General features: G+C 59.4%; 13 protein-coding genes and 1 pseudogene. 5 read left to right on the forward strand and 9 right to left on the reverse strand.

From position 1 onward, the window contains the following. Positions 1-369 precede the first annotated feature (369 nt). The 9 genes and pseudogenes from OEG84_RS18290 to OEG84_RS18330 form a co-directional block, all read right to left on the reverse strand. The gene (locus OEG84_RS18290; protein WP_267655056.1) at positions 370-2,154 is read right to left on the reverse strand and encodes a type IV secretion system DNA-binding domain-containing protein; all 1,785 of its coding nucleotides are present in this window, start codon (positions 2,152-2,154) and stop codon (positions 370-372) included. Further along, positions 2,151-2,798: a hypothetical protein gene (locus OEG84_RS18295; protein WP_267655057.1), complete on the reverse strand. Its 648-nt coding sequence runs from the start codon at positions 2,796-2,798 to the stop codon at positions 2,151-2,153. The genes OEG84_RS18290 and OEG84_RS18295 overlap by 4 nt, the downstream gene beginning before the upstream one ends. Then, positions 2,788-3,651 (reverse strand): P-loop NTPase family protein, encoded by an 864-nt coding sequence (locus tag OEG84_RS18300; protein ID WP_267655058.1) that lies wholly within the window; start codon positions 3,649-3,651, stop codon positions 2,788-2,790. The genes OEG84_RS18295 and OEG84_RS18300 overlap by 11 nt, the downstream gene beginning before the upstream one ends. Positions 3,652-3,800: 149 nt before the next feature. Continuing rightward, positions 3,801-4,775 (reverse strand): DNA cytosine methyltransferase, encoded by a 975-nt coding sequence (locus OEG84_RS18305; RefSeq protein WP_267655059.1) that lies wholly within the window; start codon positions 4,773-4,775, stop codon positions 3,801-3,803. A 103-nt stretch (positions 4,776-4,878) separates the two neighbouring features. Next, on the reverse strand, positions 4,879-6,162 hold the full coding sequence (locus tag OEG84_RS18310; RefSeq protein ID WP_267655060.1) for a hypothetical protein: 1,284 nt from the start codon (positions 6,160-6,162) through the stop codon (positions 4,879-4,881). An 854-nt stretch (positions 6,163-7,016) separates the two neighbouring features. Beyond that, positions 7,017-8,465, reverse strand: coding sequence for an NAD-dependent succinate-semialdehyde dehydrogenase (locus OEG84_RS18315; RefSeq protein ID WP_267655061.1), 1,449 nt, complete (start codon positions 8,463-8,465; stop codon positions 7,017-7,019). Between the two features lie 47 nt (positions 8,466-8,512). Further along, positions 8,513-9,554: pseudogene (locus OEG84_RS18320) on the reverse strand (tartrate dehydrogenase). A 79-nt stretch (positions 9,555-9,633) separates the two neighbouring features. Further along, positions 9,634-10,380, reverse strand: a complete 747-nt coding sequence (locus OEG84_RS18325) for an SDR family NAD(P)-dependent oxidoreductase (protein ID WP_267655062.1) — start codon at positions 10,378-10,380, stop codon at positions 9,634-9,636. 75 nt (positions 10,381-10,455) lie between these two features. Then, positions 10,456-12,054, reverse strand: a complete 1,599-nt coding sequence (locus OEG84_RS18330; protein ID WP_267655063.1) for a GMC family oxidoreductase — start codon at positions 12,052-12,054, stop codon at positions 10,456-10,458. Positions 12,055-12,392: 338 nt separating this feature from the next. On the opposite strand from OEG84_RS18330, the gene OEG84_RS18335 reads away from it, so the two are divergent. The 5 genes from OEG84_RS18335 to OEG84_RS18355 all read left to right on the forward strand — a co-directional run bounded on the left by OEG84_RS18335 (position 12,393) and on the right by OEG84_RS18355 (position 17,869). Continuing rightward, on the forward strand, positions 12,393-13,295 hold the full coding sequence (locus OEG84_RS18335) for a LysR family transcriptional regulator (protein ID WP_267655064.1): 903 nt from the start codon (positions 12,393-12,395) through the stop codon (positions 13,293-13,295). Positions 13,296-13,443: 148 nt separating this feature from the next. Then, complete coding sequence (locus tag OEG84_RS18340) at positions 13,444-14,895, forward strand: gamma-aminobutyraldehyde dehydrogenase (RefSeq protein ID WP_267655065.1); 1,452 nt, start codon at positions 13,444-13,446, stop codon at positions 14,893-14,895. A 17-nt stretch (positions 14,896-14,912) separates the two neighbouring features. After that, a complete protein-coding gene (locus OEG84_RS18345) occupies positions 14,913-15,473 on the forward strand; it encodes an Lrp/AsnC family transcriptional regulator (RefSeq protein WP_267655066.1) in 561 nt (186 codons plus the stop codon). Positions 15,474-15,516: 43 nt separating this feature from the next. Continuing rightward, a complete protein-coding gene (locus tag OEG84_RS18350) occupies positions 15,517-16,530 on the forward strand; it encodes a phosphotransferase (protein WP_267655067.1) in 1,014 nt (337 codons plus the stop codon). Continuing rightward, entirely contained in the window at positions 16,523-17,869 is a 1,347-nt protein-coding gene (locus OEG84_RS18355; protein WP_267655068.1) for an aspartate aminotransferase family protein, read from the forward strand. Before OEG84_RS18350 ends, OEG84_RS18355 begins: the two co-directional genes overlap by 8 nt. The last annotated feature ends 27 nt before the right edge of the window (positions 17,870-17,896 follow it).

The raw sequence follows: 17,896 nt of genomic DNA on the forward strand, positions 1-17,896 counted from the left end.
AAGCGTATGTTTTTATTGTCTATTTTTTAGTATCCAAAAGGAGGCCCATCCCGCTGTGGTGTCCGGAACGGAATGCCTTGCCGGGGGCTGTCGGTCCCGCGTCCCTTCTCCGAAGGCGCTTTGCTGACGCTCCTGCGGCAACCCGGCTAACCGGTCGCGACATGCGCGAATTCCCGCGTCGTCCTCCTTGCGGAGCACCGCCATGCTCGACGCTCCGATATGCTCATCTCTTTTTCGATGCCCGGGGTCGCATCGACCCCGGGCATGGCAGACGTGCTGTCTGTTTCAGGGGCAGCATCGGGCTGTCTTTTCCCGAGGCATCGACGATGATCATGGCCAGCTTGCGCGGAGCCAGGTCAACGTTGTTCTTCATGAGCGGCCGTGCCCTTGTCGCGGGACATCCGCAGGTCTCCGCGCGTTCCAGAGACCAACAGGCCAACTGAGCATTGCTATATTGCCGTGACCTATGACGAGGGCTCTGATGCGCGAACTTTTGGCCGAGCGGGCGGTGAGCCCGAGAGCGTCGGAAAGGAATTGCGGATCGACGACAGGGATTCCCTGTGTCTTCCGCTCCGATCGCGGCTTTCCGTCCGGGCCATGGCCTGTCTCCTCCATCCAGGAGACGGTTCGGTTGCCGATCCATATAGAGGAAATTTCTGACGCGGTGCTGCCGCTCGCGAGCCGACCTACGATCTTCGTCGTCATGTTGTCGAGCAGGTGCTGTGCACCATCCGCCCCATAGATTTCCTTGAGCTGTGCCGGAGACTGGATTGCCGCCACGATCCTTACGCCAAGGGATCGACCGATCGCTGCAAGACGGGGTATAGCGGGCGAATGTCCAAGCTGTGGTAGCTCATCAAGGCAGAGCCAGGTGGCCGGAGGACTTTTGCCGTCTGAGTAAGATATTGAGCCGGCATTGTCGGCAACGATCTTCAACACGATCCGGAACATCGACGCAGAAAGCTCAGGCTGCCGCCGTGATTGGCGCAGGATCAGGTTTGCACTGCCGGCTCCGCGAGCCCATCGCCGGATTGAGACGCCCGGTGATTTTGTTACATTTCGCGAAGACCCGCCCATGGCGGCAAAGGCCTTTGCCATCTGACCGGCATTGGCAGCCAGAACGAAGTAGAAGGACATCGCCTGCCGCTGTGTTTGATCCTGCTCGACATTGATCAGTGACGCGGCAACCGGATCGCTTTGCCGCAGAAGCCTGAACAGATCCGCGACGGGTTTCGAAAGGATTTGATCTAGGTCTGTCCATGACCAGACTTTTCCGCGTTTAGCTGCTTCATTCTGAAGGCGAACGAGGATCGCGGTCAGCACTTGCCGCGCACCCGCCGACCATGATGGATCGTTCGTCTCCCGGATGATTTCTGTCGCCAGTTCCGCCGCGTCTTCCGGCGTAACTATGTCAAGACCAAGCATCCAACGACTGCTGCGGGCATCGTCGAGTGCCAGAAGACAGAAATCGTCGATAGGGAAGCGGGCGGTTACATCGCCCTTGACGTCGAGCGCGAGGATCTTGTCACCGCGTTTGATCGCACTGTCCATGATGGTTTCCATCACCGTCGTCTTGCCAGCACCCGTCCCGCCGGCCAGCAGTATATGTTCCGCTTCGAGCGGTCGCGGCATGGTGAGACCGGCAACAAGTTCGACGCCGGAATCGGCGCCACCAAACCGTTTTGCCCAGGCTGCTGACAAGCTGCGTATTGCAGCTTTTCCGGCAACGAGTTGTGGCCCATTGACGTGGGACACGAGGGGCTCGGCGAGGACATCGGCAAGCACGGCCTGCCTTGCTTCCAGACCGGCGATTGCCCCGACCAGCAGAGCCGCGGTACCCCGGACGCCAACAGGCAAACCGACGCCGAATGTGGAAAGCGCAGAGGCCAGCGCAAACGGAAGATCGATCAGTTGGATCATTGCGCCGAGCAGATCATTCCGGTTGAACGAATGCGCCACGTAGTCTCGCACGAGGCCAAACAGAAAGGCCATGTTGGTACCTCTTGCTTCGTCCAGATGTCCGAGCCAGGCAATAGGTGGCAACACCGTCATCATCGCTGCAAAGAGCGCACAGGTGACAACAATGGTGGCGACCGCCTGTGAGACGTTGGCCAGCAGGACCGGCTGGCGCGGTGTCAATGGATGAAGCTTCATGATGACCTCCCTGACAAGCGAGACCGGTCACGCAAGACAACAATGAGCGAACCTGCAGGGAGCGGCATACTGGAGCTGCCTGCCAGATGCCGGTTCAGGTCAGCGAGATTGGGAACATCGATGTGCAGCAGTTCAGCAGCGCTGACGAGCGAAAGCCGGCTGCCGCCCGTACGGTAAACACAGCCGTCTGTGCGTCTGTCGAGCCGCAAGCAGCGCGGCCACTCCATCGCATTCCTCGACAACGTTCCTCCGGTCGTTGAAGGCACTACCGTTGCCAGGACCCGATCGAACGACAGGGCGGCAAGAATGATCCCGATGCAGATCAGAGCCGTTGGAGACAGAAGTCTCCATTTCGCTGACAATCCGGGATTTGTAGCTGCAACAGACGGAGGGGTTGTTATCGCCTTCGTAGCTGCCGGATAGGGTTTTGGGGCAAGCCCCACAAACTCGCCACGTTGTGCGGCCAGAGCTGCCAGGCCCTCAGGACCGATCATGGCAAGTGCCGAGGGCGGCACGGACGCCAGTTGTTCGAGTGGAAGAATCGAAAGCTGTCGCACGATTTCCGCCCGGCCGTCTTTTCGGTCGCGGATGGCTTTTTGCACGAGCGCATCGAAGTCAGTCTGCGCTTTTGAATCATGCTTCATCGCTCAGTCCTCGCGCATTCAGGGACAGAGATTTGAACGACTGACTGGCATGCGCGATGAAGGCGGCAACGTCACCGCGCAAGACTTTGGCCGCTGGACGACTGCGGCCGGTCCATGCCTGGATCTCGGAAATTTCGGCGGCTACCACATCCACAAACCGCTTCCCCGCAGCCTCAAATGGCAGCCACGACCCTGGAGCGATCGCCGGCAATTTTACAAGATTGACTTGGTGGCAGAGTGGTTCCAATCCCTCACGCCAGACCAGATCGGCAGGCGAGCCGGGATAGAATCGGAACGGGCCGTCGCGGCCGTTGAGAACAATCCCCCGCATGACAGATGGCAGCACCCGCTCGACGGCCTTGGCCGTTCGCACCGCACCACGCATCGCCTCTGGTTCCGCCGTCGCTGGTACAAGCCATGTCGCAGACTCTCCGGCTTCCAGCAAGTCGGCATCCAGATCGACCAGGCCGCAATATTCTTCTACAAGTTGCTGCTGCGGGCCACCGATGTCGACGATCAGCGCCACACCGTCCTCAAGCGAACGCTCTATCGCCGAATAAAGCGGATCGAAGGCCGTCACGATTGCCGCAGGGTCGCGTCTCAGGTCATCGAGGCGCGCCGGGGCTACGGTCGTCACCCGGTCGCCGAACAGGGATGGAAGCCTGTCCTGTTCGTCGATCTGCACGATCCTGAAGTCACGACCGTTGATTTCCATGAGATCGGCGACGAGAGCACTCACAAAGCTCTTGCCGACGCCGCCCTTGTCGCTGCCGACGAAGACAATGCGAGGAGGCTCAGACCCCGCTGCTGCTTTCGGGTGTGATATTTTTGAAGATGATGATGTCTTGCCCATGGGAAACTCCTTTGCTTTGCATGGAGTCCCATTCCAACAGCGCCACTCGCAGTTGGTGGCCTAATGATCTCAAAGTTTTTCGGCAGACGAAAGAAAAGAGGCCGGCGCAATCGCACCGGCCCCTCATGCCTTGTACTGATAATGTCCGATCAGTCCGGGTTCATCCAGTGCCGGTCCATCTGCGAAAGGATCGCCGCCGTCACCGGAACCGGCCAGCTATTCCCGACGAGGCGATATTTCTCGATATCGCGTAACGGCCGTCCACGGAAGGATAGGCCGTCCAGCCAGTTGTCCGGAAAACCCTGCGCCCTCAGCGCCTCCAGCGGCGTCGGTCGCCGGACCACAAGGCCGCGTTCCGGGAACTCCTGGACAACCAGAAAGTCCATTTCGTGGCCCTTCATACCCGCGCGGTTCATGCCTGAACCGCTCGCCATCAGCGTGCCGAGCCGCGCCGGATGCAGCACAGCAGTCCCTCCAGCAAAGACGGATGAAGGCGATACCGGTGCCTCTCCGCCCGCCTGAGCACTCCCTGTGCTGCCCGCCGCGAGAGCGAGTAGCGCATCAGGTGAGGTCCCGGCATCTCCGCGATGTCCGCAAAGGAACAACCGTCTGCGGCGCTGGGCGACGAAGTCGCTCGCGTCGATGACTCGATGACCAGTCGTGTAGGTGGAGTCACGAAGTCCGTTGGTGAAGGCCCGGAAGGGCCTTCCCTCATCGACCGTCGCGAATTGCGGGACGTTTTCGATGAGGATGACTTTGGGCGCGACCGTCTTGACGATGCGCAAGACCTCCTGACTGAGGTCGCGGGTGTCGTTGGTTCCGCGCTGCCTGCCGGCTGCGGAATAGGGCTGGCAGGGGATACCTGCGATGAGAAGATCGACTTGTCCATAATAATCCTTCCAATTGTCAATTGCTGTAATGTCGCCGAGATTGCGGATATCGGGAAACTTCTGCGCCAGGACCGCAGCCGCCAGCGGATCAAATTCCGCCATTGCCACCATCTCGTGAGAAATTCCCGCCTGCCGGAATGCAGCGACATCCCCGCCGATCCCCGTGCATAAGCTGATGACTCGCATCTTCGCGCCGGGCTTCATTTTGGGGGTGTTGTTCGTTGCTGTCGTCATTGCCGTCTCCTTGTTCTTTGCGACAAGAACAAGGCTGACATGGCCGCGAAAACTTGCTGGCCTAACGACCGAAACGTCTTTTCAAAATATTGTTTTTAATGACTTATTTCGGGTAATCAACTTTTATCGACTTCTTGCCTTTCGACGCCGGCTTCTTGCGTACGCCCTTGTTCGGCGGCGCTTTCGGGCCCTCCCTTAGAAAGACCCGCCAGGCGCGGACAAGCCGGGCCACGATCGCCGCCTGCGACAGACCTTTCGTTATCGTCGGCACGCCGGGCACGGCGTAGATGCCGCCCGTCGGGCGGCGCACCCCCGCATCCGAGGTCCGGTAGTCGCCAAGACGAAGCCGCGCTTCCAGTTCACGCCGCCAGTCGAGAAGCGGATAGAAGACCTTTGCCTCCAACCGCAGGATGCGCTGGATCACATGCTCCGGCCGAGGATAGGGATGAGCCGCCTCAATTACGAACTTGCGCTTTTCCACATACTTGACCGCTTCCCGCAGCGTGTTGACCTGGTGACGGTAAGTCAGAATCGTCGACAGCATGCCCGGATCGAACCGGAAGTCCTCATTGTCACTGTCAGTTCCAAGACTGATCAGCCGCTCGGATTTCTTCGCGCGCAGCCTGCTTTCTTCGTCCGTCTCGAAGACATAGATGATCACATGGTTGATGATGTTGCGCACTTTCGCCATCGTGCGCCAATGCATCGGACCTTTCTCCAGCGGCCAGATCAGGTCGAGCACCCGGTTGATCAGTTTCCATTTCGGCGGCGCCTCGACATGATCCGCCATCTTCAGATTGCGACCCGCCGCACCATCGCCAACCTGAAGCGTGCGCTTCAGCAAGGCTTCCGCATGGGCGATCGCCTCCGCGAACTGGACTGGTGACGCCTCTCCAAGCGCCTTGAGTTTCTCCTTGCTGGTCAAGGCATCCGGCGCCTGCGCCCCTTCAAGCCCCGTCCCCATGTTCTCCGCCTTGAACAGCACCGGCGCGCTTTTCCTTGCGTGGATCGCTGCCATTTTCTTGAATGCGGCGATTTCCAGGTCCAACCGTCCCGGCACATAGATATCCTCATAGTCTTCCACGCCATGGAGCTTGACGGAGGCGGTCGGATATTGCCCGCAAACCGCCGCCAATGCGTCCCCCTCAAGGCCAAAGCCTCGCAGGCCGATCGTCTCCGGATTACCTTCCGTGACGTTGGCGATGCTCTTCAACACATTTCCGCGCGTCTGCGACGCCGCATAGTCCCGTTCAAGGATAAGGTAATCCATCGCAACAAACCGCAACTGCTCAGCCAGCGCCCGCGGCGTATAGCCGAACTCCCGGGCATCGCTCCCAATCCCCATTTCGAGGCCTGAAAGCGTTCCCTTGATCACAAGTTTCGTCATTACTAACCCCTTCGTTCGATGAAATTCCGCGAATTCGTGCAGTGCGAGCTATCGTGTCCGCCAGCGAAACGCTTGTTGATTTTGAGCCCGTCGGCACCACTGGCGGAGTGACGCGCTGTTCAACTGTAGCGTGCCAGGAAGCTCGTAGATTTGGTTCAGACCGGCGTCTTCCAGATGACGCATGTGCCGCCGCCCGCGAGCAAAGTGCCCGCAGCACGCCGGCATTTACGACGTTACCCTTACGCGAACGCAAACCCTCACTTGCCATGAGCGAGGCAATCTGGTCCCACGTTGCGCCGCCTTCCCTAAGGAACTCGAAAAAAGCAATATGATCGCTGACAACTCGACTCAACGAGCGAGGCCCAAGTATCCCTTGCGCGGCCCTCGCAACTAATCTTGCTTGCGCTCTCAAATTCTTCATGTTGTTCATATAGAAACTGTGACGCGCAAATTGATCGGCGACAAGTAGTCTAATTGAATTTATGATTTTCAAAATCTTACAAATATTTGCAAGTTGCTTCAAAATGTTACATTCACACCTGTGCATCATTGGATGGCGCCGGCCTGGCAGGAACTTCTTCGACGTTTAGCAACCTTCAAAGTCGGGATGCGGTCATCGTTCCGGCCTCGTTAAAGCGGAACGATTGTCCGCAGGGCCCTAATGGCAGTCCGCTGATCTGGATCTATTCATCTTGGTCGTGCCCGAAGCACGTGCACATGTTCAGATTTCCCGGATCGTTGGTCCTTCGACCGGTTGCCGTTATGTCGTCGTCGCTCTCACCATTGCCCCACCCCTCGACGCCCTTCGGGCTCGCCGCCTATTTCTTCACGGAAAATCTCCACCGCGCGTGGCATTAAACACTTAGGCATACGTATTTGAGTTCCAGAAATTCTTCCATTCCGTAGCGGGAGCCTTCTCGTCCGAGCCCTGAGGCCTTGACGCCTCCAAAGGGAGCTTCGGCTGTTGAAATCAACCCTGTGTTGACACCGACCATCCCGTATTCGAGCGCTTCAGCGACCCGGAATACACGCGACAGGTCGCTGGCATAGAAATAGGAAGCAAGCCCAAACTCCGTGTCGTTCGCCTGCCGGATGACGTCGGCTTCATCCGTGAAACGAAACAGCGGAGCCACGGGACCGAATGTCTCCTCCCTGGCAATGAGCATGTCGGCTGTCACGTCGGTCAGCACCGTCGGCTGGAAGAAGGTTCCGCCACGTTCGTGTCGCGCTCCGCCAAGCATCAAATTGGCGCCCAAGGATCGTGCGTCCGCGATGTGTTCCTCCACTTTCTCGACCGCTGCCTTGTCGATCAATGGACCTAACACTACGCCGGGCTCCATTCCGTCGCCCACTTTCAGTTCGGCAATCGCCTTGCATAGCTTGGCGGAATAGGCTTCGAAAACGCTGTCCTGAACATAAATCCGGTTCGCACAAACGCAGGTCTGCCCGTTGTTGCGAAACTTGGAGATCAGCGTTCCTTCGACCGCGGCATCGAGATCAGCGTCATCGAAAACCACAAAAGGCGCATTGCCGCCCAGTTCCAGTCCCATCTTCTTGATCGTGGCCGCGCTCTGGCGCATCAGTTCCGCACCGATCTCGGTAGATCCGGTAAAGGTCACTTTGCGCACTAGGGAATTCGCGGTCATTTCACCACCGATTTCACGCGCCGGGCCAGTAATTACGCTGAAAAGCTCGAGGGGAATACCCGCGCGCTCGGCTAGAACGGCAAGCGCTATCGCTGAAAACGGTGTCTGTGAGGCCGGCTTCAGCACCACGCCGCAGCCCGCGCCGAGTGCGGGCGCGACCTTGCGCGTGATCATGGCGTTCGGGAAATTCCACGGCGTTATCGCCGCCACCACGCCGATCGGCTGCTTCATCACCAGAATGCGTTTATCCTTCTGATGGCCGGGGATGATATCCCCGTAGATGCGGCGTGTTTCCTCGGCGAACCACTCGACGAAACTTGCTCCGTAGGTGATCTCGCCTGCCGCCTCGGTCAGCGGTTTTCCCTGCTCAAGGGTGAGAATTTCGGCGAGGTCGTCCTTGTTGGCCATGATCAGTTCGAACCAGCGCCGCAGCAGGCCTGAACGCTCCTTGGCCGTGCGCTCGCTCCACGGTTCCATGGCCCGCTTCGCAGCCTCGATCGCCTCGCGGGCCTCGCCGGCGCCCAGTTGCGGCACGCGCCCAAGCACCGCACCCGTCGCCGGGTTGACCACGTCCAGGCCGGGGCCTGCGGTGGCCTCAATCCATTTTCCGCCGACCGGTGCGGCCTGCCTGAAAAGTGATTTATCCTTCAATGCCATGGTGTCTGTCCTTCACGATAACGTTTTTGAGAAATCCCGTATGGGCATCATATTTCGCCGAGGATTTCGGCGCGAATGGTTTCGGTACCGGCGGTTTCGGCGCCCGTTCCGATTCCACGGGCGCAGACCCTTTCCAACGCCCCCGTGATCGTCGCCGCCAAACCGGGCTGGCCAAGATGTTCGAACATCATGGCTGCAGACCATATCGCCGCCATCGGATTCTGCAAGTCCTTTTCCGGCGATATCGGGCGCTGAACCATGAACCGGCTCGAACATCGAAGGGGATCGGCCGGTCGGATCGACATTGGCGGAAGCGGCGTAACCCAAGCCACCCTGAATGGCCGCGCCGATATCGGACAGTATGTCACCGAACAGATTGGATGCGACGACGACATCCAATGTCTCGGGCGCGATGATCATCCGCGCGGCCAGGGCGTCCACATGATAGCTATGCACCTCGACATCGGCATATTCAGTGGCCAAAAGCCGGGTGACGTCGTCCCAGAACACCATCGAATGGCGCTGTGCGTTCGACTTGGTGACCGACGCAAGGCGCTTCCCGCGCTTGCGTGCCATCTCGAATCCGTAGCGGAGGATTCGCTCGACGCCTTGTCGGGTGAAGATCGAGGTTTCGACGGCAACCTCGTCCCGAGTGCCGCGATGGATCCGACCACCAGCGCCGGCATATTCTCCCTCGGTGTTCTCGCGGATGCACAGGATATCGATTTCTTTCGAGCGCAACGGACCTACTATTCCCGGCAGCAGGCGGTGCGGCCTAATATTCGCGTAAAGATCGAACTCCTTGCGAATTCGCAGCAGCAGTCCGTGCAGGGAAACGTCGTCGGGAACCTTGGCCGGCCAGCCGATCGCACCGAGCAGGACCGCATCGAAACGCCGCAGCGTGTCGATGCCGTCTTCCGGCATCATGAACCCGTTCTTGAGGTAGTAGTCGCAGGACCAGGGAAACGACGTGCTCGACAAGGAAATCCCGCACTTGCTGGCAGCGGCAAGCGAAACCTCCCAGGCAATCGAGGTTACCTCAACCCCCACACCATCGCCCGGTATGATCGCTATGTTCAAGGCCGTCATGTCTTCGTTTCCTCTCCCGCGCTGGAGACCGTCTCCGGCGCGGCTTCGCTAAATTCGATGATTTGAGATTGGTCGGTGTTCAGATAGTCGTTCCGCCATCCGTGCTGAGGATATTACCGGTCGAGAAACTTGCCTGAAATGCGACGAAACTGATGAAGGCGGCGATCTCTTCGGGAGCGCCCATGCGTTTCAACGGAATTTTGCCGATGATCTCGTCGCGGGTCTGCTGGCTGCCGCCGAACCATTCGAATTCGGATTCCATCATCGGTGTGTCGATCGGGCCGGGGCATACGCAATTGACACGCACGGTTGGCGCGAGTTCCAGTGCAAAGGCGCGTGTCAGGCCCACCACGCCGGATTTGGCCGCACAGTAATGGGAATACATAGGCGCGCCCTTGAACGACAGGTCGGAGCCGATGCTGACGATGCTGCCATGTCCCTGCTGCTTCATGCGCAGGCCCGATTCCCGCATCATGTAGAAAGAGCCCGAGAGATTAACGTCAATCTGCTCACGCCACCGCTCCACCGTCATGTCTTCAATCGATGCGGGCGTCAGGACGCCTGCGGCATGGACAAGGACATCAACGCTGCCCAACTGAGCCCATGCCAGTTCGCTGGCCTTGGCAATTGACGCAGGATCGGCCATGTCACCGGCAATCGCCGTGGCCTTTGCGGGTAGCTCGCCTGCCAGCGCAGCGAGTTTCTTCTCGCTTCTGCCGATGATGGCAAGCTCCACGCCCTGCTCGGATAAATAACGCGCCGTAGCGTTGCCGATGCCCGAACTGGCCCCGGTTACGATGGCCTTCTTACCCTCCAGATTTGTCATTTTCTTTCCCTTCCATGACTTCCGTTTAACGTGTGGCTTCGATGGGCAGGTCGATTGCCGACACCATCAAAGCGCTCAGATGGTGCCCTCTCGCAGGAAATGTGCCAAACGCTCCCCGATCATGATGCAGTTGGCATTCAGGTTCCCGCTGACGATTATCGGCATGATCGAGGCGTCGGCTACATAGAGGCCCTCAAGCCCATGCACCGCCAGGCGATCGTCCACGACGGCCATTGCATCGGAGCCCATCTTGCAGGTGCCGGCAGGGTGATAAATGCCGATTGCCGTACGCCGGACGTGATCGCGCCATTCGTCGTCCTTCTGGACCCGGGCGCCCGGGAACATCTCGCCGGTGACGAAGGACGCCAATGGATTCGTGCTGAATATCCGCCGCATCAGTTTGGCGCCGGCGACTAGCGTGTCGATATCGCGCTCGTCGCCAAAAAGGTTCGATTGAACACAGGGCTGGTCACGGAAGTCGCCGGAGCGAAGCGTAATCTCACCGCGAGAATACGGCCGATGGATGTTGGTGATGCCGGTCACGGCCGGTCGGTCGAACATGATCGGCCCGTCTTCGCCGAAGTCATATCCCACCGGGGTGAAATGATACTGGATATCACAGCGCGCTAGCTCTGGCTTGGAACGGGTAAAGCCTATGACGTGGGTGTCGGGCGTACTGCCGGGGCCGCGACCAAGAAACAACCACTGTGCGCCGAAGATCGCCTTATGGATCAGGTTCGTCTGGACGTTGTAGGTCGGCCTGTTGACGTATGCGGTATGATTGGTTCCGGGGTGATCCTGAAAGTTCTTGCCGACACCGGCAAGGTCGTGCAGCGGCGTTATTCCATGTTCCCGCAAGTGTTGCGCCGGGCCAACGCCTGAAAGCATCAGAATCTGCGGCGACGCCAATGCGCCGGCCGAAAGGATCACGCCGCGCCGTGCGCGGAGCGTGCAGGTGCGCCCACCCTGCTCATACTCGACGCCTGTCGCCTTCTTTCCGTCGAGCAGGACGCGCTTGACCCAGGCATGGGTGCGGACATCGAGATTCTTGCGCGACTTGGCGGGCCACAGATAGGCACGGGCCGAACTGCAGCGGCGACCGCGGATTTGCGTCGCCTGCGTGAAGCCGATCCCATCGTTGGGCGGCCGGTTGATATCGGCGGTTCTGCGCAACCCACACTGCACTGCCGCTTCCAGAAACGCCTCGGAGATACGATGGCTGGTACGTAGGTTGGAAACCTTGAGCGGCCCGCCGACACCGTGATATTCATCCTCGCCGTTCTCATTGTCCTCCGCCTTGCGAAAGAAGGGCAGGACGCTTTGGAAATCCCAGTTGCGGTTGCCCAGTGTGGCCCAGTCGTCGAAGTCCTGCGGCTGGCCGCGCACGTAAAGCATTCCGTTGATCGAACTCGATCCGCCCAGCGTCTTGCCTCGAGGCATGTCATCGCGGCGGCCATGGCGCGTGGGGTCGGCTTCTCCCTTTATGCACCAGTCGTATTTTTTGTTTCCGATCGCATAGAGATAGCTGGCCGCCGGCATCTGGATGAAAAGGCTCTTATCCGACCCGCCGGCTTCCAGAAGGACGACACGAGTACGGCCATCCTCGGACAGGCGCGCGGCAATGGTAGCTCCCGAAGAGCCGGCTCCAATGACGATGTAGTCTGCTTCGTTCAAGATCGCCTCCCCACACGCATTTGCCGTGGCCGCCCCAGGAATTGGGGTCGCCATCGAGCAGGCGACCTGCCGGCTCCATTTTGTCGGGAGCATCGATCAAAGCGCAGGATCGCAACCGTAAGGATATCTTTTGCGGTCACTTCGCCTTCATCATGCGCGACTGTCCCAGCTTCGCTGCCGACGCCAACGACTCTGAAGAGGGTAAAGCCCTCATTCCCTTTGGGGGTAGCATTTTTTACAAGAGACGATATATCGGCTGATCCGATAGCTTGAGGATGACGCTTGCCCGTGGGCGTCGATCCCGCCAAAGCGGTCAACGGTTTGATGGAGCCTATGCAATGCATTTCACTTTTAGGCAGTTGCAGTACTTTGTTCATGCCGCTGAACTTGGAACGATCTCGGGGGCCGCTGCTGCGGTGCGGATATCGCAGTCGGCGATCACTGAGAGTATTCGCCAACTCGAAGGTCAAGTCGGCACCATGCTTTTCGAGCGCCATGCGCGCGGAATTGCCCTTACTTACGAGGGACACAGGTTCCTGCGCTACGCAAAACTTATCCTTGCTACGATCAAGGATGCGCAAGACGCCTTTACGGTGCAGAGCAAGCAGGTATCGGGCGTGTTGCGCCTTGGAGTAACCAGTCTCGTAGCTGGCTATTTTCTTACAGATATTCTTGCCCGGTTCCGGCGTGTCTTTCCTGATGTTTCAGTTGAGGTGGTAGAGGACCACCGAAGGTTCATAGAGCATCTTCTGATAAGCGGCGAATTGCAATTGGCGCTCATGGTCACCTCCAATATCGAGGAGCCCTTCGCCCTCTCTCGCGATCCACTCATGCGCTCGCGGTACAGGGTTTGGGTTTCTCCCAAAAACCCTTTGGCTGATAAAAGCCTTGTTCGGCCATCGGATTTGCGTGGCCAAAAACTCGTTCTTCTAGCGGTCGATGACCTGATGGAATCGATATCTGGTTGGCTGGGGCGCGAGCAACTCATGGATAAGGTGTTCCTGCGTACAACCTCGGTAGAGGCGGTGCGCAGTCTCGTTGGTGCGGATGCGGGTGTCGCGATCATGCCCGATCTGGCTTTTCGCCCTTATACTCTTGAGGGCGACAGGCTGGAGGCCCGCTCGATCGATGGCCTGTCTACAACGCTCGATGTCGGTCTCGTGTGGCGGCAAGGTTCGCCCGACACGGACCAGGCCGAAATTTTCAAGACCGTTGCCAAGGATTACAACGCCAGGCGCTGATTCCTGACCTATCCATAAAACCGATACCTCGTAGCAGGCATTTCGGATTTTCCCTTTTGTCCCCACCGAGCCAGACTAAGTGCATCGGGTGGCGTCATTCGGCAATCGCCAATGCCGCTTCCTAGGAAATCGGTCAGGGAGACATTGCATGGATATGACCACTACACCGACGTTCTCGACGAAGCTGCTCATCAATGGCGAGCTGGTTGACGGGGCAGGCGCAACTGAACAGGTTCTGAACCCGGCAACAGGCGCAACCCTCATCACCGTCAAGGAAGCCAATAGCGAGCAGGTGAACGCAGCCGTTGCGGCGGCGCGCGAGGCGTTCCGGTCCTGGTCCCTCACCACGCCGCGCCAACGCTCTGAACTCCTGCTGGAAGTCGTGGATCACCTCAGGAAGAACATCGAGGTCTATGCTCGCCTTGAATCGCTCAACTGCGGCAAGCCGTACTCGGGCATGCTGAACGGCGAAATGCCGGCCATCATCGATGCGATCCGCTTCTTTGCCGGTGCCTGTCGTGTTCTTAGCGGCAGTGCGGCGGGCGAGTACGTGCAGGACCATACGTCAATTATTCGCCGCGATCCCGTCGGCGTCGTTGGCTCGGTTGCGCCATGGAATTTCCCGCTGATGATGGCCGCGTGGAAGGTTTTCGCGCCGATTTCGGTCGGTAATACGGTTGTCGTGAAGCCCAGCGAGCAAACCCCACTCACATTGCTCCGGCTGTGCGAGTTCCTGGCGGAACTGCTGCCGCGAGGCGTCGTCAACGTGATCACCGGCCGCGGGGAGTCGGTCGGCTCCGCCCTCGTTTCTCATCCCGGCGTGGCCATGGTCTCGCTGACCGGAGACATCACCACCGGACAGAAAGTCCTTCAGTCGGCGGTCACCACGCTGAAGCGCACCCATCTGGAACTCGGCGGCAAGGCGCCTGTCATCATTTTCAACGACGCGGATCTCGACGCCGCCGTGGAGACCGTGCGCACGGCCGGCTTCGAGAATGCTGGCCAGGACTGCTGTGCGGCGTGTCTCGTCTACGCACAATCGGGCGTCTACGACAAAGTCGTCGAAAAGCTCAATGCTGCAATCGCCACCATTCGCAGCGGTGCCCCGGAAGCCGACGATACGGAACTGGGTCCGCTTATCAGCCAGCGGCAACGCGACAGGGTCGAAAGCTTCATCCAGCGTGCCGGCACGTCGGAGCACATCGAGATTCTGACCGGAGGAAAGCCAGCGGCTGGCGATGGTTTCTACTATGAGCCCACCCTCGTGGTCGGCGCCAACACCCAGGACGAAATCATCCGCCGGGAGGTGTTCGGACCAGTGGTGGCCGTTTCTCGCTTTGAGACTGCCGAAGAGGTTGTCGACTGGGCAAATGACAGCAACTATGGGCTTGCCTCCTCCGTTTGGTCATCCAACACATCGACGGCGCTCAAAGTGGCGGCGCGATTGCGCTATGGCACTGTTTGGGTGAACCAGCACTTCACGCTCATCAGCGAGATGCCCCACGGCGGCCTGCGTCACTCCGGCTACGGCAAGGATCAATCGATCTACAGCCTCGAGGACTACACCTCCATTCGTCACGTCATGCTGAACTTCTCGTAAAGCGGGGAATCGTCAAAATGGCGACGGGCCTAGACAACCTCATCCGGATAGAGCCGCCGCTGGCTGCGGCCGTCAAGCGGCCGGACAGGATCGATCTGCGCATCCTGTCCAGGCTGCAGAAGGATGGATCGTTGTCGATCGCTCGCCTTGCCGAAGCGGTCGGGTTGTCGGCGACGCCTTGCCGGCGCCGGCTGCGCCGACTTGAAGCCGAGGGATATATCCTGTCCCGTGGTACCCGCATCGACACCGCACGGCTTGGCACGCACCTTCTGGTTCTCACCGAGATCGTCTTGAAGAGCCGGTTGACGGCCCATGTGCAGCCGTTCGAGCGGTATGTGGCGTCGAGGGAGTATTTCCTCGATTGCTACGCGGTTACCGGAGACTTCGACTACGTCCTCCGCGTCGTCGCCCGTGACGTGGCGCACTACTACAGCATGATGGAAGAGCTTACCGAGCACTGCGCAGCAGTCGCCCGATATAGCTGCACGATAGCGCTGCGCACGGTCAAGCACACGACCGACATTCCTATATCGCTGTTCGACGACATGAACGTAAAGGCGGTTGACGATGCTCGCTGACGACCTGCTCAACCGGTTCGACGGCGGTGGCGACAAAGCCGCCGTGCAGGTCGACGCCAAGGTCGCGGCAGACATACTCGACCAGTTCTGGTCCATTCACGGGCAGGTCTCCAGCCTTGTGGCGGAGCGCGACGAAATCCTCGAGGTCCTTGCCAAGGACGGTCGCCATTTCGTGCTCAAAATCTACAATTCGGCGGAAGCGCCGCAACTCGCCGACCTGCGCGCGCGCGCTTGCTCCCATATCGCCATGCACGATCCGAGCCTTCCTGTGCCGGAAGTGATCCCCATAAACGGCGACCTGCAGGGGTTGGCGAATATCCCCGGCGATGCCCCGCGCGTCGTCCAGTTGATGACGTTCCTTGATGGCATCCCGCAATTCGATGTTCCGCGCAGCAGCAAGCAGGCGTTGATGATAGGTCGAACACTGGCCCGAACCGCCAATGCCCTCGCCGATTTCGAGCATCCGGCTGATCGGCGTCATCTCGTTTGGGATCTTGCCAACGCCGCTGAAGTACGGCCTTTGTTGCCTTCGGACACGTCCGACCGCTGGGCAATGCCCGCATTCATATTGGAGCGCTTCCAGAACGATACCTGGGACAGGCTCAAGGATTTACCTTCACAAGTCATCCACAATGACTTCAATGGCCACAACCTGCTGATGGATCCGCAAGACGTGACCACGATCACCGGCATCATCGACTTCGGCGATGTGACGCGTAGCCAGCGGGTCAACGACGTTGCCATCGCCGCTTGCTATCAACTTCGCTTCGGCGAACCGGGCTTCGCCGGTGCCTGCGATGTGGTAGCAGGCTACGATTCCGTTTCCCCATTGAGCGAAGAAGAGATCACGCTTTTGCCGGCACTCATTCTGGTGAGGCTCGCCCTTGCCGTGACGATCACCGAGTTCCGCGCCGCCCAGCAACCTAATCGCGCATCCCAGATACTCAAGAATACCGGCTACGCCTGGCGTGCCCTTCAGCATCTTTCAGGCATCGAAAACAGCCGGGTGGCGGACCAGTTCCGAGCCGCCTGCGACAAGGAGAATTCACATGACTAGGCCCCTGATGATCAATTCCTTCAATCCGGAGGCTGCCGAGAACCTGGACGAGGAGGTCCAGGCACTGCTGGAGCGGCGCAAGAAGGTCCTGGGCCCTTCCTATAAGCTTTTCTACGAAACCCCTGTCCATGCCGCTTCCGCCGAAGGGGTCTGGATCATGGATAGCAAGGGAAAGCGGCATCTCGACGTCTACAACAACGTGCCCTCGGTCGGCCACTGCAACCCGAAGGTGATCGAGGCTGTCTCCCGGCAAATGGCGGTCCTCAACACGCACACCCGCTATCTGAACGATGTGGTTCTGACCTATGCCGAGCGCCTTCTCGGCCACTTTCCCTCCGAACTGTCGAACGTCATGTTCACCTGCACGGGGAGCGAATCCTCGGACCTCGCGATGCGGATCGCCAAGACCCATACCGGCGGCAGCGGCATTGTCGTCTCCGAGAATGCCTATCATGGCCTGACCGAGCAGATCGCGCGCATGTCGCCGTCCCTCGGCAAGGGAGTTCCGCTCTGGCCCAACGTGCGCACGGTTCCAGCTCCCGATGCCTACCGGATAGGCAAGGACCAGGTGGGCGAGGTTTTCGCTCAGTCGATCAGGGACGCCTTCGCGGATTTGGAACGGCATGGTTTCGCCCCCGCAGCCTTCGTCGCCGATATGATCTTCTCCTCCGACGGCATTTTCTCCGATCCTGCGGGCTTCCTCAAACCCGCAGCCGAGGCGGTGCGGGCGGCCGGCGCATTGTTCATCGCCGACGAAGTTCAGCCCGGTTTCGGCCGCACCGGCGTCATGTGGGGCTTTGCGCGGCATGGCATCGTGCCGGACCTGGTGTTGATGGGCAAGCCTATGGGTAACGGCCTGCCGATAGGTGGCGTCGTCGCCCGTCCCGAACTCCTTTCCAAGTTCGCGGAAAATGCCCGCTATTTCAATACTTTCGGCGGCAACCCGGTTTGTTGCGCGGCCGCTCTGGCGACGCTGACGGTGATCGAAGAGGACGGGCTGGCGCAGAACGCCCACAAGGTAGGCGAATATCTCAAGATCGGCCTTGGCGACATTACGAACGGCATCGATGCAGCGGGAGATATTCGCGGCGCCGGCCTGTTCGTCGGTCTCGATTTCGTCAAGGATCCGGACACAAAGGAACCGCACGGAGAGCTTGGCCTTTTCGTGGTCAACGCCTTGCGCGAACGCAACATTTTGATCAGCGCCAGCGGCGTGGAAGGCAACGTCCTGAAGATCAGGCCGCCTTTGCCCTTCGGAATCGAACATGCCGACATTTTCCTCGACGCGTTCCGGGATGTCGTGCGGACCCCGCAATTCCGGAAACTGGCGGGCTGTTGAAAACACCGCGCCTTCGGTCCGACCAAG

The organism is Hoeflea algicola (assembly GCF_026619415.1).
Classification (GTDB): Bacteria; Pseudomonadota; Alphaproteobacteria; order Rhizobiales; family Rhizobiaceae; genus Hoeflea; species Hoeflea algicola.

Excerpts from the sequence above, each read along its gene's own strand:
- OEG84_RS18290 (WP_267655056.1), bottom strand. The coding sequence starts at position 2,154 with ATGAAGCTTCATCCATTGACACCGCGCCAGCCGGTCCTGCTGGCCAAC.
- OEG84_RS18295 (WP_267655057.1), bottom strand. The coding sequence starts at position 2,798 with ATGAAGCATGATTCAAAAGCGCAGACTGACTTCGATGCGCTCGTGCAA.
- OEG84_RS18300 (WP_267655058.1), bottom strand. The coding sequence starts at position 3,651 with ATGGGCAAGACATCATCATCTTCAAAAATATCACACCCGAAAGCAGCA.
- OEG84_RS18305 (WP_267655059.1), bottom strand. The coding sequence starts at position 4,775 with ATGACGACAGCAACGAACAACACCCCCAAAATGAAGCCCGGCGCGAAG.
- OEG84_RS18310 (WP_267655060.1), bottom strand. The coding sequence starts at position 6,162 with ATGACGAAACTTGTGATCAAGGGAACGCTTTCAGGCCTCGAAATGGGG.
- OEG84_RS18315 (WP_267655061.1), bottom strand. The coding sequence starts at position 8,465 with ATGGCATTGAAGGATAAATCACTTTTCAGGCAGGCCGCACCGGTCGGC.
- OEG84_RS18325 (WP_267655062.1), bottom strand. The coding sequence starts at position 10,380 with ATGACAAATCTGGAGGGTAAGAAGGCCATCGTAACCGGGGCCAGTTCG.
- OEG84_RS18335 (WP_267655064.1), top strand. The coding sequence starts at position 12,393 with ATGCATTTCACTTTTAGGCAGTTGCAGTACTTTGTTCATGCCGCTGAA.
- OEG84_RS18340 (WP_267655065.1), top strand. The coding sequence starts at position 13,444 with ATGGATATGACCACTACACCGACGTTCTCGACGAAGCTGCTCATCAAT.
- OEG84_RS18345 (WP_267655066.1), top strand. The coding sequence starts at position 14,913 with ATGGCGACGGGCCTAGACAACCTCATCCGGATAGAGCCGCCGCTGGCT.
- OEG84_RS18355 (WP_267655068.1), top strand. The coding sequence starts at position 16,523 with ATGACTAGGCCCCTGATGATCAATTCCTTCAATCCGGAGGCTGCCGAG.